General features: G+C 46.0%; 24 protein-coding genes. 23 read left to right on the top strand and 1 reads right to left on the bottom strand.

Annotated elements, in window-relative coordinates:
* The first annotated feature begins 39 nt into the window (after window positions 1-39).
* A complete protein-coding gene (locus DW835_RS12110; protein WP_117466294.1) occupies window positions 40-1,359 on the top strand; it encodes an aspartate kinase in 1,320 nt (439 codons plus the stop codon).
* 42 nt (window positions 1,360-1,401) lie between these two features.
* Here the strand turns inward: DW835_RS12110 and DW835_RS12115 are convergent, their stop codons facing one another.
* Window positions 1,402-1,953 carry a TetR/AcrR family transcriptional regulator C-terminal domain-containing protein gene (locus DW835_RS12115; RefSeq protein ID WP_022313217.1) on the bottom strand — a complete coding sequence of 184 codons (552 nt, stop codon included), beginning with the start codon at window positions 1,951-1,953 and terminating at the stop codon, window positions 1,402-1,404.
* 241 nt (window positions 1,954-2,194) lie between these two features.
* Between DW835_RS12115 and DW835_RS12120 the strand changes: the two genes are divergently transcribed.
* The 22 genes from DW835_RS12120 to DW835_RS12220 all read left to right on the top strand — a co-directional run bounded on the left by DW835_RS12120 (window position 2,195) and on the right by DW835_RS12220 (window position 26,547).
* Window positions 2,195-2,770, top strand: a complete 576-nt coding sequence (locus DW835_RS12120) for a manganese efflux pump (RefSeq protein ID WP_118504545.1) — start codon at window positions 2,195-2,197, stop codon at window positions 2,768-2,770.
* 46 nt (window positions 2,771-2,816) lie between these two features.
* Window positions 2,817-4,181, top strand: coding sequence for a radical SAM protein (locus DW835_RS12125; protein ID WP_118731238.1), 1,365 nt, complete (start codon window positions 2,817-2,819; stop codon window positions 4,179-4,181).
* A gap of 154 nt (window positions 4,182-4,335) precedes the next feature.
* The gene (locus DW835_RS12130; protein ID WP_118669042.1) at window positions 4,336-4,728 is read left to right on the top strand and encodes a hypothetical protein; all 393 of its coding nucleotides are present in this window, start codon (window positions 4,336-4,338) and stop codon (window positions 4,726-4,728) included.
* 74 nt (window positions 4,729-4,802) lie between these two features.
* Entirely contained in the window at window positions 4,803-5,660 is an 858-nt protein-coding gene (locus tag DW835_RS12135; RefSeq protein ID WP_117466291.1) for a DUF5685 family protein, read from the top strand.
* Entirely contained in the window at window positions 5,650-6,393 is a 744-nt protein-coding gene (locus DW835_RS12140; RefSeq protein WP_117466290.1) for a J domain-containing protein, read from the top strand. Before DW835_RS12135 ends, DW835_RS12140 begins: the two co-directional genes overlap by 11 nt.
* 207 nt (window positions 6,394-6,600) lie before the next feature.
* The gene (gene nrdD, locus DW835_RS12145) at window positions 6,601-8,727 is read left to right on the top strand and encodes an anaerobic ribonucleoside-triphosphate reductase (RefSeq protein WP_117466289.1); all 2,127 of its coding nucleotides are present in this window, start codon (window positions 6,601-6,603) and stop codon (window positions 8,725-8,727) included.
* A 32-nt stretch (window positions 8,728-8,759) separates the two neighbouring features.
* Entirely contained in the window at window positions 8,760-9,281 is a 522-nt protein-coding gene (gene nrdG / locus DW835_RS12150; RefSeq protein ID WP_022313209.1) for an anaerobic ribonucleoside-triphosphate reductase activating protein, read from the top strand.
* A 69-nt stretch (window positions 9,282-9,350) separates the two neighbouring features.
* On the top strand, window positions 9,351-11,765 hold the full coding sequence (locus DW835_RS12155) for an HD domain-containing phosphohydrolase (RefSeq protein WP_118731239.1): 2,415 nt from the start codon (window positions 9,351-9,353) through the stop codon (window positions 11,763-11,765).
* A 388-nt stretch (window positions 11,766-12,153) separates the two neighbouring features.
* Window positions 12,154-12,657 carry an SEC-C metal-binding domain-containing protein gene (locus DW835_RS12160; protein ID WP_022313207.1) on the top strand — a complete coding sequence of 168 codons (504 nt, stop codon included), beginning with the start codon at window positions 12,154-12,156 and terminating at the stop codon, window positions 12,655-12,657.
* 96 nt (window positions 12,658-12,753) lie between these two features.
* Window positions 12,754-13,356 (top strand): DUF308 domain-containing protein, encoded by a 603-nt coding sequence (locus tag DW835_RS12165; protein WP_022313205.1) that lies wholly within the window; start codon window positions 12,754-12,756, stop codon window positions 13,354-13,356.
* 31 nt (window positions 13,357-13,387) lie between these two features.
* On the top strand, window positions 13,388-13,822 hold the full coding sequence (locus tag DW835_RS12170; RefSeq protein WP_117466284.1) for a CBS domain-containing protein: 435 nt from the start codon (window positions 13,388-13,390) through the stop codon (window positions 13,820-13,822).
* Window positions 13,823-13,853: 31 nt separating this feature from the next.
* The gene (locus DW835_RS12175) at window positions 13,854-14,378 is read left to right on the top strand and encodes an adenine phosphoribosyltransferase (protein WP_118731240.1); all 525 of its coding nucleotides are present in this window, start codon (window positions 13,854-13,856) and stop codon (window positions 14,376-14,378) included.
* A 28-nt stretch (window positions 14,379-14,406) separates the two neighbouring features.
* Window positions 14,407-16,722 carry a bifunctional (p)ppGpp synthetase/guanosine-3',5'-bis(diphosphate) 3'-pyrophosphohydrolase gene (locus DW835_RS12180; protein WP_118731241.1) on the top strand — a complete coding sequence of 772 codons (2,316 nt, stop codon included), beginning with the start codon at window positions 14,407-14,409 and terminating at the stop codon, window positions 16,720-16,722.
* A gap of 56 nt (window positions 16,723-16,778) precedes the next feature.
* Entirely contained in the window at window positions 16,779-17,444 is a 666-nt protein-coding gene (locus DW835_RS12185; protein ID WP_118731242.1) for an MBL fold metallo-hydrolase, read from the top strand.
* A gap of 68 nt (window positions 17,445-17,512) precedes the next feature.
* The gene (hemZ, locus tag DW835_RS12190; RefSeq protein ID WP_118731243.1) at window positions 17,513-18,958 is read left to right on the top strand and encodes a coproporphyrinogen dehydrogenase HemZ; all 1,446 of its coding nucleotides are present in this window, start codon (window positions 17,513-17,515) and stop codon (window positions 18,956-18,958) included.
* Between the two features lie 165 nt (window positions 18,959-19,123).
* Window positions 19,124-19,864 carry a LytTR family DNA-binding domain-containing protein gene (locus tag DW835_RS12195; RefSeq protein WP_117466280.1) on the top strand — a complete coding sequence of 247 codons (741 nt, stop codon included), beginning with the start codon at window positions 19,124-19,126 and terminating at the stop codon, window positions 19,862-19,864.
* On the top strand, window positions 19,861-21,150 hold the full coding sequence (locus DW835_RS12200; RefSeq protein ID WP_172594721.1) for a sensor histidine kinase: 1,290 nt from the start codon (window positions 19,861-19,863) through the stop codon (window positions 21,148-21,150). The genes DW835_RS12195 and DW835_RS12200 overlap by 4 nt, the downstream gene beginning before the upstream one ends.
* Before the next feature lie 182 nt (window positions 21,151-21,332).
* Complete coding sequence (locus tag DW835_RS12205) at window positions 21,333-21,491, top strand: cyclic lactone autoinducer peptide (protein WP_117466278.1); 159 nt, start codon at window positions 21,333-21,335, stop codon at window positions 21,489-21,491.
* Between the two features lie 3 nt (window positions 21,492-21,494).
* A complete protein-coding gene (locus DW835_RS12210; protein ID WP_117466277.1) occupies window positions 21,495-22,082 on the top strand; it encodes an accessory gene regulator B family protein in 588 nt (195 codons plus the stop codon).
* Window positions 22,069-22,239 (top strand): hypothetical protein, encoded by a 171-nt coding sequence (locus DW835_RS18040; protein ID WP_181968706.1) that lies wholly within the window; start codon window positions 22,069-22,071, stop codon window positions 22,237-22,239. The genes DW835_RS12210 and DW835_RS18040 overlap by 14 nt, the downstream gene beginning before the upstream one ends.
* 30 nt (window positions 22,240-22,269) lie before the next feature.
* Window positions 22,270-24,264, top strand: coding sequence for a vWA domain-containing protein (locus tag DW835_RS12215; protein WP_117466276.1), 1,995 nt, complete (start codon window positions 22,270-22,272; stop codon window positions 24,262-24,264).
* A gap of 114 nt (window positions 24,265-24,378) precedes the next feature.
* Window positions 24,379-26,547 carry a transcriptional regulator gene (locus DW835_RS12220; RefSeq protein WP_117466275.1) on the top strand — a complete coding sequence of 723 codons (2,169 nt, stop codon included), beginning with the start codon at window positions 24,379-24,381 and terminating at the stop codon, window positions 26,545-26,547.
* Window positions 26,548-26,556: the final 9 nt, after the last annotated feature.

Here is a 26,556-nt window from a genome sequence, read left to right on the forward strand (position 1 = left end):
GGATATACTATTATTAGATAGAGTTGAGGAGAAAATGTTATGTCAAAAGTAGTGAAATTCGGTGGAAGTTCTCTGGCAAGCGCAGAGCAGTTCAAAAAAGTAGGAAACATCATCCGGGCAGATAAGGAGAGAAAATATGTGGTACCTTCCGCACCGGGGAAAAGATTTTCCGATGACACCAAGGTAACGGATATGTTGTATGCCTGCTATGATCTGGCAGATCAGGGCAAGAGCTTCAAGGCAGAACTGGATGCTATCAAAGCCCGTTATCAGGAGATCATCGACGGACTGCAGCTGGATCTGGATCTTGTCGATGAGTTCAAGACTATTGAGAAGAACTTTAAGGCAAAGGCCGGCAGCAATTACGCGGCTTCCCGTGGTGAATATCTGAACGGTATTATCATGGCAAATTATCTGGGCTATGATTTCATTGATGCGGCAACCGTCATCTTCTTCGATGAGAACGGCGAATTTGACGCAGCAAAGACCAATGAAGTACTGCGTGCCAGACTGGCAGAGAGCAAGGAAGCAGTTGTACCCGGCTTCTACGGTGCCATGCCCGACGGAACGGTGAAGACTTTCTCCAGAGGCGGTTCCGACATCACCGGTTCCATCGTGGCCAAGGCTGCCAAAGCGGATGTCTATGAGAACTGGACCGATGTATCCGGTTTCCTGATTGCGGATCCCCGCATCATTGATCATCCCGAGGCTATTGAGACTATCACCTATCGTGAACTTCGCGAGCTGGCCTATATGGGTGCTACCGTTCTTCATGAGGATGCCATTTTCCCGGTACGTCAGGAAGGTATCCCTATCAATATCCGCAATACAAACGCTCCCGAGGACAATGGTACCTGGATCGTGGGAAGCACCTGTCAGAAGTCCAAATACGTGATCACCGGTATCGCCGGAAAGAAGGGCTTCTGCTCCGTCAATATTGAAAAAGATATGATGAACTCCGAGATCGGTTTCGGCAGAAAGGTATTGCAGGCATTTGAAGAAAATGGTATTTCTTTCGAGCATGTTCCCTCCGGCATTGATACCATGACGGTATTCGTACATCAGGATGAGTTCATGCACAAGGAACAGAAGGTAGTGGCAGGCATCCACAGACTGGCCAATCCCGACGCCATTGACATCGAATCCGACCTGGCATTGATCGCTGTCGTAGGCCGTGGCATGAAGTCCACCCGCGGCACTGCAGGCAGAATCTTCTCCGCACTGGCACACAAAAATATCAATGTCAAGATGATCGACCAGGGATCTTCCGAGCTGAACATCATCATCGGTGTGGCAAATGAAGATTTTGAGACTGCAATTCAGGCAATCTATGATATCTTTGTGATCACAAGATTATAAGTTTATCAGATATAAAAAGACAGGTCAGTTCGACCTGTCTTTTTATGGTTCCGGATATTGGATCATATCCAGTATCGGAGTTCGTATAATATATTGGTAGGCCTCAAAAATTTTCTCCGCAGGGACTTCTTTCGGAGAGGAGAGCCATAACTTTAGAATTTCAATTAATAAGAGGGCATTATAATGTGCCAGTGACTGCGGTGTGATAAGTTCGCAGGGCATTTTCCTCATAGGATGTCTGGACAGAATCCGGAAAAAGGTCTGTTCACAGTAGTGTGAAAAAAATTCTCCGAAGCAATTCTGGCCTGTGGTTTCAAAAAGTCGATGATAATATTCCTTATTTTTTTCAAAACAGATAAACATCAGCTTGATGGCTTCCTGTTCCATATCGTTTTCGATCATGACTTCGACTTTGCTGCCGATGTCCTGGTCGAACAGAAACTCAATCACTTCGTATTTATCCTGAAAATAGTTATAGAAAGTAGGGCGGATCACATGTGCACCATCCGTGATCATTTTGATGGAAATCTTCTGAAAAGGCATGGTAAGCACAAGAGAACGAAAACTGTCTGCCAATAATTCTTTTGTCTTCATCACAGGACTCCTTTTCCTATAAAAGAACCGAGATAGAAATATTATAACCAAAAAACTTTCTTTTCTCAACTTTAAACGACACTTTTGCCAAAATGTCGCGGAATATTTACAGTTATCGAAAAAATGTAAGAGCAGGAAAAACGCTGTGCAAGGGTTGTATCTTACCATATGCCGGAAAATTGTTTAAAGTAAAAAATGAAAAGAGATAAAAACATTATAACGGGAGAAAGGGGCTGCATGGATGGCATGGTATGAAATTTTCATTGTATCGGTGGGACTATCCCTGGATGTCTTTACCTATGCATTATACAAAGGCGCTATGCTTTCCAGACTGGACAAAAAGCAGATCCTGAAAATGATCCTGCTGTTCACAGGATGGCAGAGCGGTGCAATGCTTTTAGGAAGCCTGATTTCGGAACTTCCGTACATTGCAATGAACTATCAGCGGACAGAAAGACTGTTCAGGGCGGCATCGGCAGTTATTTTTTTCCTGATCGGGATATGGCTGATCGTCCGGGCACTACATATGCGGGACCCGCTGGAACGAAGGGAAGATGCCTTCGCCTGGAGACAGCTATGCATTTGGGCCATGCTTACCAGTGTGGACAGTTTTCTGACGGGAATTGGCATGGGCTTTTTAGACACCAGAGTAACGGTGCAGATCATTCAGCTGGCAATTATGGCTGCGCTGGCGGTCATCGTCGGCATCTATGCGGGATATCGGATCGGGTGTCATGGAAGAAACCGTGTACTGATCAGTGGAGCGCTGATCTTCCTGCTTGCCGGCGTGGATGTATTGTTTCGATATTACATCTGAAATACCGTGATTCATAGAATAAATAGACAAAAGTGAGGTAAATCGTATGGCAGACGCAAAACACAAAGTTGAGAGAGCTGCATTTGGCGCAGCAATCGACGGAATTCTGAAGTATGTGAATAAGGACGAAGCAGACAGAGAAAAGGCGTTCTTAAAGCTGGTAGATCTGTCGGAAAAATTTATGGGAGATACCTTCCGCAAGGAAAGCTATGATGCGGCAAGACGTATGATCCAGGATCCGGACAGCAAATGGATGCAGTATGTGAACCGGATCTTAAACGAAGTGGATCCCCATGTCATCAAAATGTCCGCACTGGACTATGGTTTTGAGGCGGCGTTCTGCGGTAAAAAAGAGATTAACGAGATGCGTGTGAAACATCAGTGCAATATCCCCTGGCTGATCCTGATGGATCCCACCAGTGCCTGCAACCTACATTGTACCGGCTGCTGGGCGGCAGAGTACGGCAATCGTCTGAACTTAAGCTTTGAAGATATGGATCGCATCGTTACCCAGGGTAAGGAACTTGGTATCTATCTGTATTTCTTCACCGGCGGCGAACCTCTGGTCAGAAAGGATGACATCATCCGTTTGTGCGAGAAACACGATGACTGTGGCTTCCATGCATTTACCAACGGCACGCTGATCGATGAGAAATTCTGCCAGGAGATGAAGCGGGTAGGCAACTTCTCCGTAGCTATCAGTCTGGAAGGCTTCGATGAAGTGAACGACTTACGCCGCGGCAAGGGCGTGTTTGATAAAGTAATGCATGCCATGGATCTGATGAAGCAGTACGGTCTGATCTTCGGAACTTCCATCTGCTATACCAGCAAGAACTATAAAGTAGTCACCAGTGATGAATTTCTGGATATGATCATTGAAAAAGGTGCCAGATTCAGCTGGTATTTCCATTATATGCCCGTAGGCAATGATGCATCTACCGAATTGCTCTTAGATCCGGACCAGAGAGAATATATGTATCACCGTATTCGTGAAATCCGTGCCATGAAGGGCGGAAAACCTATCTTTGCCTTCGATTTCCAGAACGATGGAGAATATGTGGGCGGATGTATCGCAGGCGGCAGAAACTACTGCCATATCAATCCAAACGGCGATGTGGAGCCCTGTGTATTCATCCATTATTCCGGTGCCAATATCAAGGAAGTAGATCTGCTGACTGCGTTGAAGCAGCCACTGTTTATGGCATACCGTGCGAACCAGCCTTTCAACTGCAATCACTTAAAGCCCTGCCCGATGCTGGAAAATCCGGAAATCTTACAGCGTATGGTGCATGAGACCGGAGCACATTCCACTGATTTACAGTCACCGGAGTCTGTGGAGCATCTGTGCGGAAAGTGCGCAGAATACGCGAAAAACTGGGATGAACGGGCCCAGAAACTGTGGAATAAATAATAGTTCTTTTACAAAAGTTTATACTTAGTTAATTGCTTTTTGCCTTTCGGCATACCATAATGTAGGTAACATTCAGAGGAGACTTCGCGAAGGAGACTCTGAAAGATTTGGATAATGTGTCCCCTGTATGGTGGCGGACGAAAGGTGGTACTTCATGAAAGAGAAGTTACAGCGTTTCATGTGGGGGCGTTATGGCAACGACCGCTTCAATCAGTTTTTGATGATTGTGGCTCTGGTCTGCCTGACGCTCTCTTTTTTTGGTCTGAGAATATTTTATGTGCTGGCTCTGGCCCTGTTAGTCTATGCGTATTACCGGATGTTTTCTAAAGATCTGAGTAAGAGGAGTGCCGAGAACCAGTGGTATCTGAAGAAAGAAATGAAGGTTCGCGGATGGTGGCAGCGAAAGAAAAAGGCTATTGCCGGTCGTAAGGAGTACAAGATCTATAAATGCCCGAAATGCGGACAGAAGATTCGGGTACCCAGACATAAGGGGAAGATCGCAATCCGGTGCAGAAAATGCGGTGAAGAATTTATCCGCAAGACCTGACGGGAAAATCCTGTGGCAGGATCACGGAAAATGAAAATTGGAATACAGAAATATAGGAAAGGGTGGTGAGCCAGATGTTCGGATATATTGTGATCAATCAGTCGGAAATGAAATTTAAGGAGTATGATGTTTATCGATCCTATTATTGCGGATTGTGTCAGAGCCTGAAGGAACGTTACGGTGTCCTGGGGCAGCTTTCTCTGAATTACGATATGACTTTTATCCTGATGCTGCTCACCGGCTTATATGAACCGGAGGAGCAGGAGGCCCAGTGCAGATGTGTGGCCCATCCTTTGGAAAAACATCCCACAAGAAGAAATCTGTTTACGGATTATGTGGCAGATATGACGGTACTTTTTTCCTGCTATAAAGCGGAGGACGACTGGGAGGACGAGCATAGTCTGAAGGGACTGGTGTACAGTTATCTGTTGGGAAGAAAATTCCGTAAAAAACCGTTATTATATCAGGAAAAAGTAAGAACTATCTCACTGGCCATGCAGGATTTTGCGGATGCGGAAAAGCAGGGCAATGCGGATATTGATACCATGGCGGGATTGTTTGGCAGAGTCATGGCACAGATTGTATCCTGTCGTGAGGATGAGTGGAAGGACAATCTGGAGAGACTTGGATTTTTCCTGGGAAAATTCATTTATCTGTTGGATGCCTATGAGGATATCGAGCAGGACCTCAAAAAAGGAACCTATAATCCGTTAAAGAAACGGTATGAGGAACCGGGCTTTGAGGAGGAATGCCGGCAGATCCTGACCATGATGATGTCGGAGTGCTGTAAGGAGTTCGAACAGCTTCCTATTTTACAGAATGTGGATATTCTGCGGAATATTCTGTATTCCGGTGTATGGTGCCGTTATGAGATCGTGCGGAAGAAACGGATGAAAGACAGTGCAAAAGAGGTAACGGGAAATGACTTATGATCCATACAGTGTTCTGGGAGTGAGCAGAGATGCCTCCGAGGAGGAAATAAAAAAAGCATATAAGGCACTGAGCCGGAAATACCATCCCGATGCCAATATCAACAATCCCAATAGGGATCAGGCGGAAGAAAAGTTCAAGGAGATCCAGGCAGCCTACCAGCAGATCATGAAGGAGCGGACCGAAGGCTACAGTTACGGTGGCGGATATGGCAGGCAGAGCTATGGTGGTAGCGGAAGCGGCTACGGTGGAAGCCAGGGATATGGCGGCTACGGTCAGGGATTTGGAGACTTCTGGCAGCAGGCAGGCTGGCAACAGCAGACTTCTGGCTATGAAGAAGAGCCCAGACTGCGGGCAGCCGGTAATTATCTCAGAAACGGCTATTACAGAGAGGCCAGAAATACGTTGGACGGCATGGGAGAACATGAGAAGACGGCCAGATGGTATTACTACAGTGCCATGGCACACATGGGCCTTGGAAATAATGTAGCAGCGCTGGAACATGCAAACAAGGCGGTGGCGCTGGATCCCCAGAATATGGAATACCAGATGCTCCTGCAGAGACTACAGAGCGGGGGACAGTGGTATGAGAGCAGACAGGCAGCCTATGGCTATCCCCATGTGGGTGGCAACGACCTGTGCCTGAAAATTTGTCTGGCCAATCTGTTCTGCAACCTTTGCTGTGGCGGTGGCGGTTTATGCTTCGGCGGTTATGGTGGAAGAGGAATGTTTTAAAAAAGATACTTGCTTTTTCCATGTATCCTCACTATAATATTAGATACAAGATGTAGATACGAAATTGCTTGAAAAACACAAAATCTAGTGAGACACTATGATTTGCAGAAAAAGTCGTGTCGGGAACTTGCTTCCGATGCGGCTTTTCTTTCGGCTTATGCAGAAATTCGTATCTTATGGGAATGATATAAAGTGAGGGAAACAGCAATGAAGATTCAGAAGAGAGACGGCAGAGTAGTGCCTTATGAAGAGGAGAAGATCCGGGAAGCAATCCATAAGGCCAACAATGAAGTGGAGGAGCGGTATCGTGCCAGTGAGGGACTGATCGAGGAGATTCTGGAGGATGTACAGCAGGAGGGCAGACAGACCCAGACCGTGGAGCATATCCAGGATATGATCGAAGAGCATCTGGTAGAGCACAATAAATATACTCTGGCAAAGAAGTATATTGTATACCGTTACCAGAGAAGTCTGCTCAGAAAGTCCAATACTACGGATGAATCTATTTTAAAACTGATCCGGAATGAGAATAAGGAGCTGGCGGAGGAAAATTCCAACAAGAATACCCGTCTGGCTTCCACTCAGAGAGACTATATTGCGGGCGAAGTGTCCCGTGACGTTACCAGACGTCTGCTTTTGCCGGAGCATATTGCCATGGCGCACGACAACGGTGTGCTGCATTTCCATGATGCGGATTATTTCATCCAGCCGATCTTCAACTGTTGTCTGATCAATATCAAGGACATGCTGGACAACGGCACTTCCATCAACGGCAAGATGATCGAGTCTCCCAAGAGCTTTCAGGTGGCATGTACCGTGACCACCCAGATCATTGCGGCAGTGGCCAGCAACCAGTACGGCGGCCAGAGCGTCAATATCAAGCATCTGGGGAAATATCTGCGTAAGAGTAAGGAAAAATTTGCAAAACAGCTGGAGGAAGAATTCGGGGATACCCTGGATCAGGCAGCCAAGGACAAGATCGTGCAGATGCGCCTGCATGACGAACTGAAATCCGGTGTGCAGACCATCCAGTATCAGATCAATACTCTGATGACCACCAACGGACAGTCTCCTTTTGTCACACTTTTCCTGCATATCGATGAGAATGACGAATATGTGGAAGAGACCGTGCAGATCATCATGGAGATCCTGCGTCAGCGGATCGAGGGGACCAAGAATGAGAAGGGCGTCTATGTGACTCCTGCTTTCCCGAAGCTGGTCTATGTATTGGATGAAAACAACTGCTTAAAGGGCGGAAAATATGACTATGTGACCAAACTGGCCGCACAGTGCTCTGCCAAGAGAATGTATCCCGACTATATCTCCGCGAAGAAGATGCGCGAGAATTACGAGGGAAATGTATTTTCCTGCATGGGCTGTCGTTCTTTTCTGTCTCCCTGGAAGGATGAAAACGGAGAGTACAAGTGGGAAGGACGCTTCAATCAGGGCGTTGTCAGCATCAATCTTCCGCAGATCGGTATTCTGGCAAAAGGAAATGAAGAGAAATTCTGGAAACTGCTGGACGAGCGTCTGGAACTGTGTTATGAAGCATTGATGTGCCGTCACAAGGCACTGGAAGGTGTGGTATCCGATGTGAGCCCCATCCACTGGCAATACGGAGCCATCGCCCGTCTGAAGAAGGGCGAGACCATCGACAAATACTTGCACAATGGTTATTCCACCATGTCTCTGGGATATATCGGACTGTATGAGACTACGTATCTGATGAAAGGATGCAGCCAGACCGTGGAACCCGGCAAGGAATTCGCCCTGCGTGTCATGGATTATATGAAGGAACGCTGCGCAAAATGGAAAGAGGAGACCGGTATTGCATTCAGCCTCTACGGAACTCCTGCTGAGACACTGTGTTATCGTTTCGCAAGGATCGACCGGGAAAAATACGGTGATATTTCCAATGTCACCGATAAGGGATATTACACAAATTCCTATCATGTGGATGTCCGGGAGAAGATCGACGCTTTCACCAAGTTCAAGATCGAGAGTGAGTTCCAGAATAAGTCGTTGGGCGGAGCTATCTCTTACGTGGAAGTACCGAACCTGACCAATAATGTGGAAGCCATCGAGGAAGTCATCCGTTTTATTTACGATAATATCCAGTACGGTGAGTTCAACACCAAATCCGATTATTGCCACGTCTGTGGCTATGATGGTGAGATCATGATCAATGATAATATGGAATGGGAGTGCCCTCAGTGTCACAACAAGGATCATGCGAAAATGAATGTCACCAGAAGAACCTGCGGTTATCTGGGAGAGAACTTCTGGAATGCCGGCAAGACCAAGGAGATCAAGGCAAGAGTTCTTCATCTGTAATATGCAGATAGTAAAAGGGAAGGAAATGTCCTATGAATTATGCGACGATCAAGAAAACGGACGTGGCAAACGGTCCCGGCGTGAGAGTATCGCTGTTTGTCAGCGGTTGTACCCATCATTGCAAGGGATGCTTTAACAGTGTGGCCTGGGATTTTCAGTACGGACAGGCTTACACGCTGGAAACAGAACAGGAGATTTTACAGGCACTGGCCCCGGACTATATCCGGGGCTTAAGCTTGCTGGGCGGCGAACCTATGGAACCGCAGAACCGTGCAACGGTGCTTTCTCTGGTAAAGAAAGTAAGGGAAATTTATCCCCGGAAGACGATCTGGTGCTATACCGGCTATGATTTTGATAAGGATCTTCTGGCCTGGATGGAAGCGGGAGATCCGGTGATCACGAAACTTTTACCGCTTCTGGATGTTATCGTGGACGGAGAATACAAGGAAGAGTGCCGTAATTTACGTCTACCTTTTCGCGGATCAGAGAATCAGAGGATTTTGGACGTACCATTGTCTTTAAAGGAAAAATGTGGTATAATTTTACATACATAAGAGGATTCGGGTTGAAAAAGGGATATCGGTTCGAAAATAAAAACAAAAGTGTGAGGGAGTAATACAAGTATGGAGAGCTTTCTGGATATGACATTAGATAGAAATCTCTACATCGGTGTTCCGGTGGGAGCCTTTTTGTGCTCCCTTTTTCTGTTATTCTGCTTTTTCAATACCATGAAGAGCCGGACAGTCCGTAGTCTGAGGGCAGTGCTGACTTCCTGCCTGGTGTGGACCGGTGGGGCGATTCTCATGCGGCTACAGGTATTTCCGGGAATTCGTTTCTGGCATAATTTTGCACTGTTTGGTCTGCTGGTGATTCCAGTGTTTATGTATGCATTTCTATTTGCTTTTCTGGAAATTACGGAGCATGATGCGCTGATCTATATCTATGGAGTCCTGACGACAGCTCTGGTTCTGGGCAATGCCTGGAGTGGTGCGATCCTGCCGGCACCGGAAGTGATGACCCGTGCCGATGGAACTTATGTCTATATGTATCATGCAACATCCGGAATCTGGGTGTTGACGGTATGGGAGGTCTCGGTATTGGTCTATGCCACTTATCTGGCTCATTGCAAGATCGGTGGAGACCTACAGCTGCGTAAAAAACTACAGCCGCTGTTGCTGGGAACCCTGTTTGTTTTGATGGGAAATCTGCTCTGCCTGATTCCGGGAAGCGTCTTTCCGTATGATATGCTGGGCGGCGTTGGTATGGCGGTGTGCATGGTCTATATCATGTACAAGCAGTATCTGTTTGATTTTTCCTATCGTGTAACGGTAGGTGCAGTATATTTTCTGGCAGTTGTGGTGGCATCCCTGCCGTTGGTCATCCTGTCTCATAATCTGGAAAATGTGCTGGGAAGTCTGGAGCGGGCGGTAACGCAGAAACTGCTGATCTATATCATTCTGCAATGTGCCTGGACGGTGCTGGTGGTAGCTTTTGCCAGAAAGCGTCTGGAGGATATCCTGAACCAGAAGCTGAAGCATATGCTGGAGGGACTGCGGAAATTCCAGGACAGAGCGGCATCCATTTTAAACCGTAAGGAATTGTTTGCCAATATGCATGACATTCTGGATGATGCAATTCCGGGCTGGGAATCCAGAATCTTTGAGAAGAATATAAATGATGACGGTTACCATGAGGTGGTACAGAGCGGACATATCCCGCTGGGCGAAGATGAGGTGGAGAGAGTCTGTGGCATCGTAGAGCAGGAAGAGACAAAAGAGACACCGGAGATCGCCCTGTTAAAATATGATAATATGGTCTGTGGATTTGTATATATGGAGCGTCTGCGGGAGAGTAAGCTCAATTACCGCGAGGCGGACTGCATCCGGCAGATGGCAAATATTGCTTCCGGCAGTCTGAAAAACATTGATGCTTATGAAAAGGTATATCAGGTATCCATTCATGACGAACTGACCGGCCTGTATAACCGCAGCTATTGTGGAGTGTATCTGCGCCGCGATGGTGCCTTGGGAGAAGAACGGGGCTTTTTATACATGGACATGGATAATTTTAAGTTATACAATGACCTGTACGGAGAACAGACCGGCGACCGGATTCTGCAATGGTGCGCGAAGAGATTTTTGGATCATGTGGAGAACGGAGAGGTATTCCGGGTAGGATCCAATGAGTTTCTGGTCTCGGTGCCGGAGACCGGAAAGGACGCACTGGTGGAGCTGGCGGAGAAGCTGACCCGGGCAGTACAGGAGAATGCTACAAATAAACCACAGGTCATGCAGCCCATTACATTCAGCGTTGGTGTGGCATGGTATCCCGGTCTGGCAGCGGATGCGCTGGAATTGTTCCAGCAGTCCAAGCGGGCGGCCTTTTATGCGAAGCGTAATGGTAAGGACCGGATCCAGGTATATGAAGGCGGTATCAATGAGGAGAGCCAGGATAAGGAGACCGGTTACGAGCAGGTGGCGCCTACGGTGTATGCACTGGTGGCGGCTATTGATGCGAAGGATTCCTTTACTTTCCAGCACTCCACCAATGTATCCCAGTATGCGGTATTGCTGGCCCAGAAGCTGGGCTTGTCCAGAAACGATATCCAGACCGTAAAGGTGGCAGGCCTTTTGCATGATATCGGTAAGATCGGTATCCCGGAGAGCATCCTGAAAAAGGCTGGAAAGCTTACGAATGAAGAATATGAGATCATGAAGAGCCATGTGGAGAAATCCATCGAAATGATCCACTATCTGCCGAATATGAACTATGTGATCCCCGCAGTCGTTTCCCATCACGAGAGATATGACGGCAAGGGTTATCCCAGAGGAATCAAGGGAGAAGAGATTCCGTTTCTTGGCAGGATCCTGGCGGTGTGCGACAGCTTTGATGCCATGATCTCCAAGAGAGCATATAAGGAGCCCCTGAGTGTGGAATACGCTATGGGGGAACTGGAGAAAAATAAAGGAACCCAGTTTGATCCGGAGGTGGCAGATGCTTTTATTGAACTGATCAAAGAAGGAAAAGTTCCCCTGTAGGAACTGATAGCAAAAAAAGAGGCACCCACGGGTGCCTCTTTTCAAAAGGGGAGGATTAAGTATTATCGTATCTTTCGTAAGATCAAAGGAGGGGGTCCGATGATAGTAGTAGTCTGTCCCGGATTTGTGGGTTTATACATCCCCGATTGATATTTTTTTGTTGTTTTTGAGGACGAGTTGTTATATACTATGATTAATAATTCTGCCAATAGGTGAACTGCCTGACTGCTTGCAGGCAAGGCAGTTCACCTATTGAGCGGATAAACAGACATGAGCATGGAGGACGCCAGTCCGAAATGCGAATGGATGTGACGATTTCGAGAGCCCGAAGGGCGGAGAAATCGTATTATTAAATATTTAATTATTATGTAAGGATGGTATTACAATTATGAATTTAATGGAACAGTGGAGATCAGTAGCATATAATGAGGCAACCGGCAAAGAGAAGCTGCAGCAACTCTGGGCAGCTTATTTCCAGGAGGAGAAGGAAATCTACGCACAGCTTCTGAAGAATCCCGATGAAGTAGTAAAGGGTACCGTGAAGGAACTGGCTGACAAGTTCAAAGTATCTCTGATGACCATGACCGGATTCCTGGATGGCATCAACGACAGCCTGGTAGAGCAGAACCCTATTGATGATCTGGAAGAGGATACTCAGGTAAACTTAGGCTTCGATAAGGCTCTTCTGTACAAGAACATGGTAGCAGCAGAAGCCGACTGGCTGTACAATCTGGAAGAGTGGAACGATATCTTTGACGAAGAGACCCGTAAGGAACTCTACAAAGAGCAGAAGTCTTCCACTACCATTGTGAAGGAGCAGAAGGTTTATCCCAATGATCCCTGTCCCTGCGGAAGCGGCAAGAAGTACAAGAAGTGCTGCGGCAGAAAGTAAATTGAACATAAAGGGGGTTTTCCGCAGGTTTGCAGAGAGCCCCTTTTTCGTTTTCCCTGAGTTTAACATTGTTTTACAGGAAAGGAAGGGTTACATATGAAAATGCTGAAAGAATTGAAATGGGAAGCAATTCTTACCGGTGTGCTGTATATTCTCTTAGGAATCGTGGCACTGGTGATCCCGGAGACCATGCAGAAGACACTGGGGTATCTGATCGGTATCGTATTGATCGTGGCAGGACTGGTATCTATTATCTGCTATCTGCTCAGGGATGCCAGAGAGAACTATTATCACAATGAGTTTGTATTCGGTATTCTCGGAATCGTGTTGGGAGCAGTAGTCCTGTACAAGGTAGAGATCGTCATCTCCCTGATACCCTTTATTCTGGGAGTACTGGTTCTGTGTAGCGGATGCAGCAAACTGCAGGATGCCATTGACCTGAAAAGACTGGATTACGGCAGCTGGCTGGGACTTCTTATTGTGGCGGCAATCAACATCATTCTCGGAGTGGTACTGATCTACAATCCGTTCAAAGCAGCGATTCTGTTGTTCCGTGTTCTGGGAGTGGTACTGATCCTCAGTGGTGCCGGCGATTGCTTTTCTACGATTTATTTTGCGCGCAAGCTCCGGAGATTCAAACAGGAGCAGGATGCCTTGGACAGTACCTTCGAAGAGGTCGATCCTAAGGATCAAAATTAACGGACACAAAAGAACAAGCAGGAGGAACATTGTGAATATTGCATCTTTTTTGTCCCCGAAGGAGGAGGTTACTTTTCTTCGGGACGATATGACTATCAGACAGGGGCTGGAGAAGATGAAACGCTACGGTTACACAGCGGTACCGGTGATCGATGCCGAGGACCGGTATGTGGGCGTAGTCAGTGAGGGAGATTTTCTGTGGAATATCTTGAACCACAATAGTGAGCTGGATACTATTACCATGAAGAGTCTGGAAAAGCTGTCCGTGAGGGATATCATACAGAGTGGCAAGATCCGGCCGGTATGTATCGATACCAACATGGAAGAACTGCTGGGACAGGCACAGATGCAGAACTTTGTACCGGTGATCGATGACAGAAATGTATTTATCGGCATTATTACCCGAAGCGAGATCATCAAATATTTTATCAAGAAACAGATTGAAATAGCAGAAAAACAGATATAATTCGTTAAAAAAGAGAAAGGTGTGTAGAAACATGAAAAAGTTGGAAGAATATGTAAAGAGCATTCCCGATTTCCCGGAGAAAGGTATTATTTTCCGTGATGTGACAAGCGTATTGCAGGATGCGGACGGACTGCATCTGGCGATCGATACCATGCAGGAGAAGATCAAGGATCTGGACTATGATGTGGTAGTAGGCCCTGAGTCCCGCGGATTTATCTTCGGAACCCCGATCGCATACAATAATCATAAGCCCTTTGTACTGATCCGTAAGAAGGGCAAGCTTCCCAGAGAGACTGTTTCCACCACTTACGATCTGGAGTATGGTTCCGCCACCATCGAGATGCACAAGGACAGCATCAAGCCCGGACAGAAGGTTCTGATTGTGGATGATCTGATCGCTACCGGCGGTACTACCGAAGCCATGATCAAGCTGATCGAGTCTCTGGGCGGAGAAGTAGCTGGTATCGTGGTATTGATCGAACTGGCAGGCTTAAAGGGCCGTGAGCGTCTGAGCGGATATCGTCTGGAGTCTGCGATCTGCTACGAAGGAAAATAAAAATATTTTATATGGAGCTGTTTCGTCTATGACAGAAGAGAAGAACGAAGTCATTTTTGATGATGACAAGATAAGTAAATCAGAAGAATTCGTGAATCCGGATGAATTATATCAGGAGCTTATTTGCTGTGTGCAGAAATATCACCCCAGTGATGATATTTCCATGATCGAGAAAGCCTACAAGGTAGCCAGCGAGGCACACAAGAACCAGTTCCGGAAGTCCGGGGAACCCTATATCATCCATCCTTTGAATGTGGCTATCATTCTGGCGGATCTGAAGCTGGATAAGGAGACCATCGTGGCAGGTATTCTGCACGATGTGGTGGAAGATACTGTGATGACGGAGGATGATCTCAGGAGAGAATTCGGAGATGACGTGGCGCTTCTGGTAGACGGCGTGACGAAACTGGAGAAGATCCCGCTGTCCGGCAATGGAGAGCAGTCGGATGCCAAGCTGGAGATGCAGGCGGAGAACCTGCGTAAGATGTTCCTCGCCATGGCGAAGGATATCCGTGTCATTATGATCAAGCTGGCGGATCGTCTGCACAATATGCGTACCTTAAAATACAAGACGCCGGAGAGCCAGCAGAGGATTGCCAAGGAGACGCTGGAGATCTATTGTCCCATTGCCCAGCGACTTGGTATCAGCAAGCTGAAAATCGAACTGGATGACTTGTCCTTAAAATATCTGGAACCGGACATCTATTATGATCTGGTGGATAAGATCGCGGTGCGTAAGAGCGTCCGTGAAAAATATATCCAGGGCATTGTGGATGAAGTCAGCGAACATATTAAAAATGCGGGGATCGATGCGAAAGTCGATGGCCGTGTAAAGCATTTTTTCAGTATCTACAAGAAGATGAAGAACCAGCATAAGACTTTGGATCAGATCTATGATCTCTTCGCTGTGCGTATCATCGTGGAGACGGTGAAGGACTGTTATGCGGCACTGGGTGTGATCCATGAAATGTATAAACCCATTCCGGGGCGCTTCAAGGATTATATTGCCATGCCCAAAGCAAATATGTACCAGTCCCTGCATACGACGCTGATCGGCAGCAACGGGCAGCCTTTCGAAATCCAGATCAGGACCTTCGAGATGCACCGCGTGGCGGAATACGGTATTGCCGCCCACTGGAAATACAAGGAAGCTTCCGACGGTAAGAAGCCGGAAGTCCAGGAAGAAGAGAAGCTGGTATGGCTGCGTCAGATCCTGGAGTGGCAGCGGGATATGTCAGACAACAAGGAGTTCATGAATCTGCTTAAGAATGATCTGGATCTGTTCTCTGACAGCGTGTACTGTTTTACCCCTACCGGTGAGGTCAAGAACCTTCCGGCAGGATCTACCCCGATTGACTTTGCTTACAGCATTCATTCCGCCGTGGGTAACAAGATGGTGGGAGCCAGAGTCAACGGGAAACTTGTGACCATCGATTACAAGATCAACAACGGAGACCGGATCGAGATCATTACCTCCCAGAACTCCAAGGGTCCCAGCCGTGACTGGCTGAATGTGGTAAAAAGTACCCAGGCCAAGAACAAGATCAATCAGTGGTTCAAGAATGAATTAAAGGAAGACAATATTTTAAAGGGCAAGGAGCTGCTTTCCACCTACTGTAAGGCCAGAGGTGTGAATCTTGCCAACCTGCAGAAGCAGGAATATATGGATGCCATTATGCGAAAGTATGGATTCCGGGACTGGGATTCCGTACTGGCAGCCATGGGACACGGGGCTCTGAAAGAGGGCCAGATCGTTAACAAGATGCAGGAACTGTACGACCGTGACCACAAGAAAGAGATGACCAATGAGGAGGTCCTGGCAAGCATTGCGGAGAACAATGCGGCAAATGCACAGAATGGTGCGGGTAAGCCGGTTCTCATGAAGTCCAAGAGTGGTATCGTGGTAAAGGGTATCGCAGATCTGTCGGTGCGTTTTTCCAAGTGCTGTTCCCCTGTGCCGGGGGATGAGATCGTGGGTTATGTGACCCGCGGAAGAGGTATCTCTATCCACCGTACCGACTGTATCAACATCATCAATCTGCCGGAGATGGAGAGGGCGAGACTGATCGATGCGGAATGGCAGCCGGAGGAGGCACATGCGGAGAAATATCTGGCGGAGATCAAGATCTATGCCAACAACCGTAACGGACTGTTAGCGGATATTTCCAAGGCCCTGACGGAGAAAAATATCGATATCATGTCCATGAACACCAGAACCAATAGGCAGGGGCTGGCTACTCTGCAGACGACCTTCGAGATCAGCGGCAGGGAGGAACTGAACCGTATTATTGACAAGATCCGGGGCATCGAGAGCGTCATTGACATCGAGAGAACCACAGGCTGATAAGGTGATGTCCGGAAAACGGCGGAACCTGTCGGGAAACAGAAAGTGAGATTATTATGAGCAATATCCGTATTGGACATATGACGCTGGGAATCTATCAGACAAACTGTTACTTTGTATACAGAGAGAACAGTGATAAAGTGCTGGTATTCGACCCCGCGGATCATGGAGAGAAAATTGAGGAGGCGCTTGGGCAGCACGGACTACATACAGCAGCGATCCTTCTGACCCATGGACATTTCGACCATATCGGTGGCTGTGAGGAATTGAAGGCGGCAGCGGATGCCTATGCCGGGGAGCATGGTTGGGAACCGGTGAAAATTTATGCCGGGGAGGCGGAGAAAGATTTCCTGCGGGATACGAAGAGCAACCTGTCGAAAGATATGGGGCGTCCGGTAACGGTTACTGCGGATGTGTATCTGCAGGATGGTGAGGAACTGAATCTGGACGGCATCCGGATCAAGGTTCTGGCAACTCCCGGACATACCGCGGGCGGTGTCAGCTATTATTTTCCGGAGGGTGGTTTCCTGATCTGCGGTGACACTCTGTTTCAGGATTCCGTGGGCAGAACCGATTTTCCCACCGGCAGTATGAGTACGCTGGTGCGTTCGGTGAAGGAGAAGCTGTTTACTCTGCCGGAGGAGACGGTAGTCTATCCGGGACACGGCGACAGCACCACCATCGGACATGAGAAGAAATATAATCCGTTTTGCGTTGATTAAATCAAAAAGTATTCGGGCACAGAAAGAGTTATCTCTGTGCCTGTATTTATGTAAATGAGGAAAATACAATGAAAGTAGTGAAATTATCCCATCCTAACTATGAATATGATGTACATTCTCTGGTGAAGGCTTTTTATGCGGAGGACCAGGTCACGGTCATCACCCCGGAGACAAAACCGGAGAAGCTGGCAGAGTTGGAACCGCAGGTCAGTCTGGAAATCGAACTGGGGGACACCGGGGCGAAGATTCGTGTGGGAGAAGAGATTTTTTTGTGGGAGGCAGCATCGGAGGCAATCGCGGATGGCTATAAGAACGGTCTGAAACGTTTCCTGTACCGCACCTTAAGCAAGGTGACCGGGCAGAAACTCCCATGGGGAAACCTTACCGGCATCCGTCCCACGAAGATCGCCTACGGTATGCTGGATGAGGGCAGAAGTGATGCAGAGATTCTGGATTTCATGGAGCAGAGCCATTACGTCAGCGAAGAGAAGGCACTTTTGGGAATCGATATTGCGAAGAGAGAGCGGGATCTGTTAAAAGAGATTCATTATGAGGGCGGCTACAGTCTGTACATCGGGATTCCGTTCTGCCCTACAACCTGTCTCTATTGCTCCTTTACCTCTTATCCGATCGCTGCATTCCGCAGGCAGGTGGACGCCTATGTGGACGCTGTGATCAAAGAGATGGATTATGTGGCGGAGAACTTTCAGGACAAGGTACTGGATACCGTCTATATCGGCGGTGGTACGCCCACCACACTGGAACCGGAGCAGCTGGACCGTCTGATCACGGCATTAAAGTCCAAGTTTGATTTCTCTACCGTGAAGGAATTCACTGTGGAAGCCGGTCGTGCCGACAGCATCACCAGAGAGAAGCTGGAGGTACTGTACCGTCATCAGGTCAGCCGCATCTCTGTGAATCCCCAGACTATGAAGCAGGAGACACTGGATATCATCGGCAGGAAGGCCAGCGTGGAACAGGTACTTACGGCATATCGGCTAGCGAGAGAGGTCGGATTTGATAATATCAATATGGATCTGATCCTGGGGCTGCCGGGAGAACTGGAAGCGGATGTACAGCGCACCATCGAAAAGATCGTGGAACTGTCCCCGGACAGCCTGACCGTGCATTCCCTGGCCATCAAGCGTGCATCCCGCCTGAACCAGTGGATCCAGGAGAACGGCGTCTCCATGCTTCACAACACCGACGAAACCATGAAGATCGCGGCGGCGGGAGCTGAGAAGCTTGGAATGAAGCCTTATTACCTCTACCGACAGAAGAACATGTCCGGCAATTTCGAGAACACCGGCTACGCCCGTCCCGGCAAATATGGACTGTACAACATCCTCATCATGGAGGAGAAACAGACCATCGTGGCTTTGGGAGCCGGAAGCATCACCAAGAGAGTCTTCCCCGACGGAAGAATCGAGCGGTGTGACAATGTGAAGGATGTGGGACTGTATATTGAGAAGATTGATGAGATGATCAAGAGGAAGAGGGAATTGTTTACGTAAAACAGGAGAAATCGTTTGTATAGTAATAATATCAAAAAAATAAGAATAGTTGCTGATGTTGCCAGTGTTTTTGCGGAAAGTCTTGAAAGGAGGAAACTATATTGGGCTGAACAGTTGCATACTGGCATCGTATTATAGCATGCGAAGGAGAAAGGGGAATTCTCAATGTTAAGAGTTGCTATATGTGAGGATGTTTTATCTGAGTTGCAGAAGCAAACACAGATCATACAATCCATCATGGCAAGGCTATCCAAAAATGTGAAATTTTTTTGCTTCCGGAGTGGGGAAGAATTATTAATGGAAACAGACACCACGGGAAATATGGACATCGTTTTTTTAGATGTGGAAATGCTTGGTATCAGCGGAATTGAAACCGCGCGTATCCTTAGGGAAAGAGACAGCAGGGTAATTCTGATTTTTGTATCCTGTCATAACCAGTACTGCAAGGAAATGATTGAAGTGCAGCCATATGCATTTATAGATAAGCCGGTGTCTGAAGAAAAATTGGAGAAGATCCTGAAACGGGTGTTTGAAACACATTTGAATTCCGATGACAGTTATTGCTTTTCTTATAATAAAAGGCAATACAATATTCCACTGAATCAGATCCGGTTTTTCCAAAGTGATAAAAGAATCGTACAGATCAATGCAGTACAGCTGGATATGCCTGAATTGGAATACTTATTTTATGGAAAATTGGAAGAAGTGGAAAGGAATCTGCGGAAAGCAAATGTAAAATTCCTGAGAATCAGAAAATCGTTGCTCGTGAATACTCGTTTTATTAAGGAGTATTCTGCGGACAGGGTTGTTCTGGATAATGGACGGGAAGTAGAAATCAGTAAAAATTACAGAGATCATGTAAGACAGCATTATATTTCAATGTTAAAGGGGAGAAGATGGGAATGATGCTTGTTCTGGCTATTGTGGAGATTTTTTCTGTAATACTGCAGCGTATTTTTTGTGACAGTACATTGAAAAAGAAGAAAATTCGCAGGTATACAGACTATCTGGTATGGGGAGGATATTTTGCGGTCTTCAACGGTGTTACATATGTTTTAACGTATCTGGGAGATGGCACGAGTAATATCTGGCTGAATATATTACTTTTTGTATGTATTTTTTTTGTGACGATCAGAATCCTATATACTGATTCAGTCAGAACATTGATGGCGACGACTATATTTATGTATATGAGCGGCATGTGTGCAGAATTGCTCGTGTATTACGGAAAAGAATTTCTGGCATGGACAGATGATGCAGAAGTAACCTTGCTGTGCACAGTGTTATCTAAAATTGTCTGGTATTTGATTATTAAATTTACCTCTCTCATTATAAAACTGAACAGAAAAGCGGAACTGAATCTTCAGGATTGGTTGGAAGTATTTATCGTTCCGGTCTGTAGTATATGGATCCTGATTTCCGTTTTTATCACAGGAACCCTTGAAAACTATTTCTGGGGATTTATTGTAGTATTCATGATCCTGCTGATCAACGTCTTTACCTACTATCTGTATGATAAAGCAAAAGAAAATATGGAAAAACAAATGCGGGAAGAAATCCTGAAAAATCAGTGTGAGTACTATATTCGCCAGAACCGGGAAAGTAAGGAATGGTGGGAAGAATTAAGGAAGCTGCGTCACAATATGAAGCAGCATTACATATTGGAAAATACTTATTTGGAAAAGGAAGATTATGAAGCCCTGAAAAGATACTGCAGTGAAAATCTGAAGTTTTTAGACAAAAAAGATTTTATTTCCAATAGCGGAAATCTTTATATTGACAGTGTGGTTAATTACAAGGCAGATATGGCGGAAAAGGCAGGAATAAAGGTGACAGCCAATACGGAAGTGCCGCAGGATGCGGAGATGAATGCAGAGGATATCAGTATTTGTCTGGGCAATCTATTGGATAATGCCATAGAAGCTGTAAAGGAACTGACCGAAGATAGGGTGATCAGGCTATGGATCACCACAGACGGTAATAATATAGCCATCAGTATTAAAAACCGGTATAAAAATGCATTGCATAAAAGCGGGGGACGATATCTGACAAGCAAGGAAGACGACAGGATGCATGGAATCGGTCTTTCGATCGTCAGACAGATCGTGGATCAATATGCCGGTGAGATGGAGATACGGGAGGAAGATAATGTTTTTGATGTAATGATATTAATGTATGATTTTTTAACATAAAAAGAATACGGAATATGTGAATACCCGGATTAAGATATGCTTTCCAAGAGAAACGTTTTGAAGCATATTTTAACCCGGGTATTTTTATCCAAAAGTTACATATAACCCGGTCGTTTTTGACATCTAAGGTTATGACTTGTCGATATGTGTTATAATCTGCAAAAAATAAGGAGGAAACACATATGAAGAAATTCAAAGAATTTTTCAAGAAGTACGCATGTAATGCATCAGCAATTTTGTTGACGGGAGTGTTGGCCGGAGTAGCAACAAGAGGATGCTATTTTGTGTACTATCAGCCTGAGGTACCCGAAAATCTGAAAAACTTTTCAAAAAATAAGTAAGCAATGGAACGATTTTTTGAAAAGATAACCAGGGCATTGGTTGAGAACGGTAATATCCGTGAGGAAGAAGAGGAAGTATATCAGTACGCCTTGAAAAGTATGCTGATATTAGGAGGAAATATTCTTCTGAGTCTGATGATAGGAGTTTGTATGGGAATGCCGGGATACTGTGTATTGTTTCTGTGTATGCTTGTTCCCCTAAGATCAGATGCAGGCGGATATCATGCTCCTAACTTGTTTATCTGTTATTTACTTTCTTTTGCATCCTTGATTTTGACAATGTTTTGGGCAAAAGAGACAAGTGTATTTCAACTTGCCATCGTATCAGCACTTGCATTGGGCTCATTATTATTAATTTTTCTGTTTGCACCTTTGGACAGTAAAAACAGACCGCTGGAAGGTCAGGAGAGAAAGTGTATAAGGAAACGAGCCAGAATAGTTGTGTGTCTGGAGTGGATCACAGGGGGACTGCTACTGCTTGTCAGCCCTCCTGCCGCCTATACAGTATGGAGCGCAATTGTGTGGAGTGGAGTGGGATATATAGCATGGTATCTGGAAAGAAAAATAGAGGCAAGAGATGAAAAGCATTAAAGGATATAAAAAGAGATGTTTACCTGTCTGTTTACTGCTTATGCTGTTCATAAATGTTTTGCCTGCTAAGGCAGCCTTGGATGCAGCGAAAAGGGCAGATTACACTGTATCAGAATTTGGTCTTTTTCAGCCTAAGAAGCCTAAAAAACAGAAGTAATAAGTAAGGTAAGAGAAGGGGAGGACGGAGATGAAAAGAATAGGGATATTGCTCTGCTGTATTGTCCTGTGTCTGCTCTTTCCTGAAAAGGTGCATGCAGAAGAGATAGTCTCCGAAAAGGAACCTGTTGATATTATTTTTGTTATTGATTGCAGCGGGTCCATGAAAACCAATGATGTATCACGAATGGGCCTGAGTATGGTACAGGCATTTGTGGATACAGTACAGGCTGAAGATATCCGTATTGGATATGTGGCTTACAATGACAGCATTTTATCTTATTCTGCACCGAAATCCATAGCATTGGCTGAAGAAAGAGAAGCCTTGAAGGAAGAAATAGGAGCAATAACTTATTCCCGGGATACGGATATTGGATTAGGAGTCTCCTACGCCTGTGAGCTGCTGTCTGCGGAGAAAAACACCAGAAAAATCATGGTGTTGATCTCGGATGGAGAAACAGATCTGCCGCAGGGTAAGGAACGTACGGAGGAACAGTCCAATCAGGAACTGGAACAGTGCGTCTGTCAGTGTCAGGAAGAAGGCATACAGATCTATACAGTGGCTTTTGGTCAATATGACGGTAGCAAAACGGTCTTAGAAGAAATAGCAATGCAGACAGAAGCAGAAAGCTATTCTGCACAAGGGCCGGAAGACCTGATAGAAATATTGTATGGAATTTTTCAGGACAATCTTATATACCAAATACAAAAATTTTCCAGTGGAACTTATGCGGGAGGAAGTCAGGAAATCAGGTGTGTGCTGGATGCACTCTATCTGGATGAAATTAACATAGTATTGATTTCCTCAAAACCTATAGGAGAAGCAACCGTTCAATATGGCGGGGAGGAAATCCTGCTGACAGGGCTGTCCCATTATGCCGTAGGAAAGATTGAAAATGTCGGAGAGAATCAGACAGGAAAAGAACTGATTATTCACTCGAAAACAGAGGAAGGACAGGATCTTCAGGTATATGTTATCAGCTACCGGGGGCTTACACCGGTATTGGAGATGACAACGGATGCCGAAAGAAATCAGCATCTGGAATATTGGGTTTACTTTAAAGACCGCAATGAAAACATTATAAAGAACACAGAGTTTTATAACAGCTTTCTTTGGAAACTTGCCGACGATGATGCGGACATGGTACAGGAATATGTGAATGTGTCAGAGGGTGTCCTGAAGGGGAGTCTGCAATTTCCTCATTCCGGTATTTATATGTTGAGAGGAACACTTTCGGATGATTTTGGAAACTATTCATTTTCAGCTCAGGTCAAAGTGATAAATGAGATTCCAAACGGGAGCATACCGGAAGAAGATTGTACGGTTTTAGACGGTGAAAGAATTCTTAATCTGGATGAATTTTTCACAGATCCTAACGGGGATATATTGACCTATTCTGTTACAGGTGTGCAGGAAGGTGTTGAAGTTGGCCTGGAGGGGAATCTCCTGACGATTACTCCAAGGAGTGCAGGGACACATATTGTCACATTGCAGGTCAGTGACGGTGAAGATGCGATACAGTATGCCTATCGGATAAAGGTAATTCCGATATGGCAGGCATATTGGTGGGTGGCTGCACTTATTCTTATAGTCGGCATATTTGTTTTGTGGAAGATTTTACATAAACCCAGGCCTGAATTGGAGCGCCTGACGGAAGAGAAAAAGCAATACCATTTCTGTGGGAAATTGGATGCCTATTTTGTATTGCAGCCGGAAGATGAGGAGGAGATTCCACCACTTTCTTTTTCCATGAATAAGGTGAAGGACGGCAGGGTATCATTGGGAGCGCTTTTTGGTACTTATCCGGAACAGGCAAAAGCACTCCAGTTGGAAGATATTTTTCTGATTGCTGATGAAAACCGCAACATAATCTTATACCACAGATCAAAATCCGGTGTCATGGTGGGAAATGCAATTGCATGTATGCAGATACAGTACAGTATTAGTTTTGGAGATATCATCTACATTACTTCATCCGATGGGAGATATGATCTGGAGATCCACTATGTTGCAGTATTTGAATGATATTTATAATATTACGGCATTTATTGTACCGAGAAGCAATTGTAGACATCAGTTGTGGACAAAAATTGCTCACAACTTTTCAATAAATCAAAGTAAAAGGAGGATGTGATAGCCATGGAGACAATCACACAGACAAACAGAACAATACTGTTTGCCGAAATTAATCCGGAACGACTCAATCTGCTGACTTTAGTAGGGGATGTGCGGGGAAAGAGCAGTCTGGATGACGACAAGATCAAAGAGATCAACGAAGAGCTGTTGGTCTCAAGCTTTGAGGAATTTCTGGAAAAGTTTACTCCGGTGGTATATTCCTGGTGCGACGCAGCCACAGGAACCATTCAGTACAGTCTGACAAAGCCGGAAAATATTCCCCAGAACTGTATCACGGAAATACCGCTGAATGAATCCAATGATCTTTTAAATATGTTGACGACACTGATGAGCGCAAGAGATGCGCAGGGCGTGGCCAATGCAGATTTCCAGTTCAGCAATATTCTGGAGATGATCTCCCCTAAGAAAATCATGGATGACATCCGGCAGGTCCGCAGGGAAATCCAGTATACCTACAGTAAATATGTAGAACTGGATGAGGAAGATCCCAAACGTCTGGATCTGGGCGATAAACTGAACTATCAGTTTGAACAGGCAAGTCAGAACTACAACAATGTTCTGGCCATGCTGCCGTTGGCGATAGAAGACATTAAGACCCGGTTGCTGCTTGGAGACAGTGAAGCAGGGCAGGGACAGTCTGAATTCAAGGCCGGACTTCTGAGTATGGGAGATGATGGAGAACTAAAGATTCTGGAGATGAAGCAGGAGGAGAGTACCCAGCTTGCGGTGGTGGATGATCAGGTTAATACAAGTCTTATGGAGACCTTCCGGGAGGATTATGATGCATTAAATGATAATCCGTCCGACTATGTGAGGGATCTGGTGGTGCGGACATTCTGCCCGTTAAACTCCACAATGGAGAGCAGCATCGACAGGGAGTTGGAAGTACGCAATTATAACAGCTATCTGGAGTTTTACAAAAAAAGTAAGGATGATTTTATAAAAGTTGTCAAGCCCCTGATGGAAAAAATATTGGGAGTGAAGACCTTTTTTGACCAGTATCAGGTCAAGGAAAGGGGGATGCAGCCGAAGCTTCTGATTACGAACCTGCCCCTTGAGATGATGGTAAAGGCCAGCAATCTGCCCCGCCTGATCACATACCTGAATACCACTAACGACAAGAATGAATTTGACAATACAATCTGGTTTGGAATCGTACCTGATGTGGAGTTGAATCAGACAGAAGGAGGCAGACTTCAGAGAGTTCGTTTTGCAGGCAACAAGCGGGAGGAGAAGAGCGGTAATAATACCATGGAGAACGTGGCAACGCTGATGAATGCGTTGCAGCCCTACCGCATTACAACCTTCTTCAGCTTTTGTTCCGGCGAAGAGTCCACCTTCAGTTATATTGCTACAGAAGGTGTCAACATCTATAAGGAAAAGTGTGCGCCTCTAATGAAGAAGGCATACAGTGAGTTTGCCGTGCCGTGCATTCCCAACGCAACCATCATTCCCAAGGACAAGTCCGGATTGGTTCTCGATAAGCGGATGGTCATGGATGAGGATGGAAATGTTTCTCTCTCTGCGGAGAAAGATGATGTGATGAAGATGTGGCTGGAAGGAGTCTATGTGGGTGCGGCCTATGAAGCGGCAGGCATTGTGGCAGCATGGCAGTGTCCGGAGTATCTGAAGCAGCGTTTCAGAAATACAAGCATGGAATATCCCGGTGTGCGGTTTGATGTGGAAGCCAATGACAATGCGCTTCTGGCGACCACCAGCATGACCAAAGAGATCTCCGGCTTTACCAATACCATCAAGAATGCCATCAACCGCACCGGCTTCGGCTTTGTATTCTCTTCTGACAATGCGCAATACAAGGGCCGGAATGTCAAGAACATAACGGTTTACAAGGCACGCAACCTGTTAAGTAACGGCAATGAGTTTGAACCCATCTATAAGACGCTGGTCGTTACATATATTGAGCGTATGCTGCGATTCTACAGTGGCGATTTTAAGCAGGATAAGATTCTGACATTTTTCAGCAATAATCCCAACAGCCAGAAGAGCAGATGGGATGCAGACCGTCAGTATGTTAATTCTATTCTTCAGGACGGGGATGAACTGGATTTCAGTATTGACGAGAAAAACGGTGTCTGCGATGTATTAGTGACCTTTGCGAATACCACTAAAAATCTGAAAGTACAGCTTACGAGAAAAGCTGGAAATGAATAATCTTGTACA

It is taken from the genome of Clostridium sp. AM34-9AC (assembly GCF_003480225.1).
In the GTDB taxonomy this organism is placed as follows: domain Bacteria; phylum Bacillota; class Clostridia; order Lachnospirales; family Lachnospiraceae; genus Acetatifactor; species Acetatifactor acetigignens.

Bases quoted from the DNA above. Each gene is read 5' to 3' on its own strand.
- DW835_RS12120 (WP_118504545.1), top strand. From the start codon at position 2,195: ATGGCATGGTATGAAATTTTCATTGTATCGGTGGGACTATCCCTGGAT.
- DW835_RS12215 (WP_117466276.1), top strand. From the start codon at position 22,270: ATGAAAAGAATAGGGATATTGCTCTGCTGTATTGTCCTGTGTCTGCTC.
- DW835_RS12140 (WP_117466290.1), top strand. From the start codon at position 5,650: ATGACTTATGATCCATACAGTGTTCTGGGAGTGAGCAGAGATGCCTCC.
- DW835_RS12155 (WP_118731239.1), top strand. From the start codon at position 9,351: ATGGAGAGCTTTCTGGATATGACATTAGATAGAAATCTCTACATCGGT.
- DW835_RS12195 (WP_117466280.1), top strand. From the start codon at position 19,124: ATGTTAAGAGTTGCTATATGTGAGGATGTTTTATCTGAGTTGCAGAAG.
- DW835_RS18040 (WP_181968706.1), top strand. From the start codon at position 22,069: ATGAAAAGCATTAAAGGATATAAAAAGAGATGTTTACCTGTCTGTTTA.
- DW835_RS12115 (WP_022313217.1), bottom strand. From the start codon at position 1,953: ATGAAGACAAAAGAATTATTGGCAGACAGTTTTCGTTCTCTTGTGCTT.
- DW835_RS12125 (WP_118731238.1), top strand. From the start codon at position 2,817: ATGGCAGACGCAAAACACAAAGTTGAGAGAGCTGCATTTGGCGCAGCA.
- DW835_RS12110 (WP_117466294.1), top strand. From the start codon at position 40: ATGTCAAAAGTAGTGAAATTCGGTGGAAGTTCTCTGGCAAGCGCAGAG.
- nrdD (WP_117466289.1), top strand. From the start codon at position 6,601: ATGAAGATTCAGAAGAGAGACGGCAGAGTAGTGCCTTATGAAGAGGAG.
- DW835_RS12205 (WP_117466278.1), top strand. From the start codon at position 21,333: ATGAAGAAATTCAAAGAATTTTTCAAGAAGTACGCATGTAATGCATCA.
- DW835_RS12185 (WP_118731242.1), top strand. From the start codon at position 16,779: ATGAGCAATATCCGTATTGGACATATGACGCTGGGAATCTATCAGACA.
- DW835_RS12220 (WP_117466275.1), top strand. From the start codon at position 24,379: ATGGAGACAATCACACAGACAAACAGAACAATACTGTTTGCCGAAATT.
- DW835_RS12175 (WP_118731240.1), top strand. From the start codon at position 13,854: ATGAAAAAGTTGGAAGAATATGTAAAGAGCATTCCCGATTTCCCGGAG.
- DW835_RS12180 (WP_118731241.1), top strand. From the start codon at position 14,407: ATGACAGAAGAGAAGAACGAAGTCATTTTTGATGATGACAAGATAAGT.
- DW835_RS12165 (WP_022313205.1), top strand. From the start codon at position 12,754: ATGAAAATGCTGAAAGAATTGAAATGGGAAGCAATTCTTACCGGTGTG.
- DW835_RS12135 (WP_117466291.1), top strand. From the start codon at position 4,803: ATGTTCGGATATATTGTGATCAATCAGTCGGAAATGAAATTTAAGGAG.
- DW835_RS12210 (WP_117466277.1), top strand. From the start codon at position 21,495: ATGGAACGATTTTTTGAAAAGATAACCAGGGCATTGGTTGAGAACGGT.
- DW835_RS12130 (WP_118669042.1), top strand. From the start codon at position 4,336: ATGAAAGAGAAGTTACAGCGTTTCATGTGGGGGCGTTATGGCAACGAC.
- DW835_RS12160 (WP_022313207.1), top strand. From the start codon at position 12,154: ATGAATTTAATGGAACAGTGGAGATCAGTAGCATATAATGAGGCAACC.
- nrdG (WP_022313209.1), top strand. From the start codon at position 8,760: ATGAATTATGCGACGATCAAGAAAACGGACGTGGCAAACGGTCCCGGC.
- DW835_RS12200 (WP_172594721.1), top strand. From the start codon at position 19,861: ATGATGCTTGTTCTGGCTATTGTGGAGATTTTTTCTGTAATACTGCAG.
- hemZ (WP_118731243.1), top strand. From the start codon at position 17,513: ATGAAAGTAGTGAAATTATCCCATCCTAACTATGAATATGATGTACAT.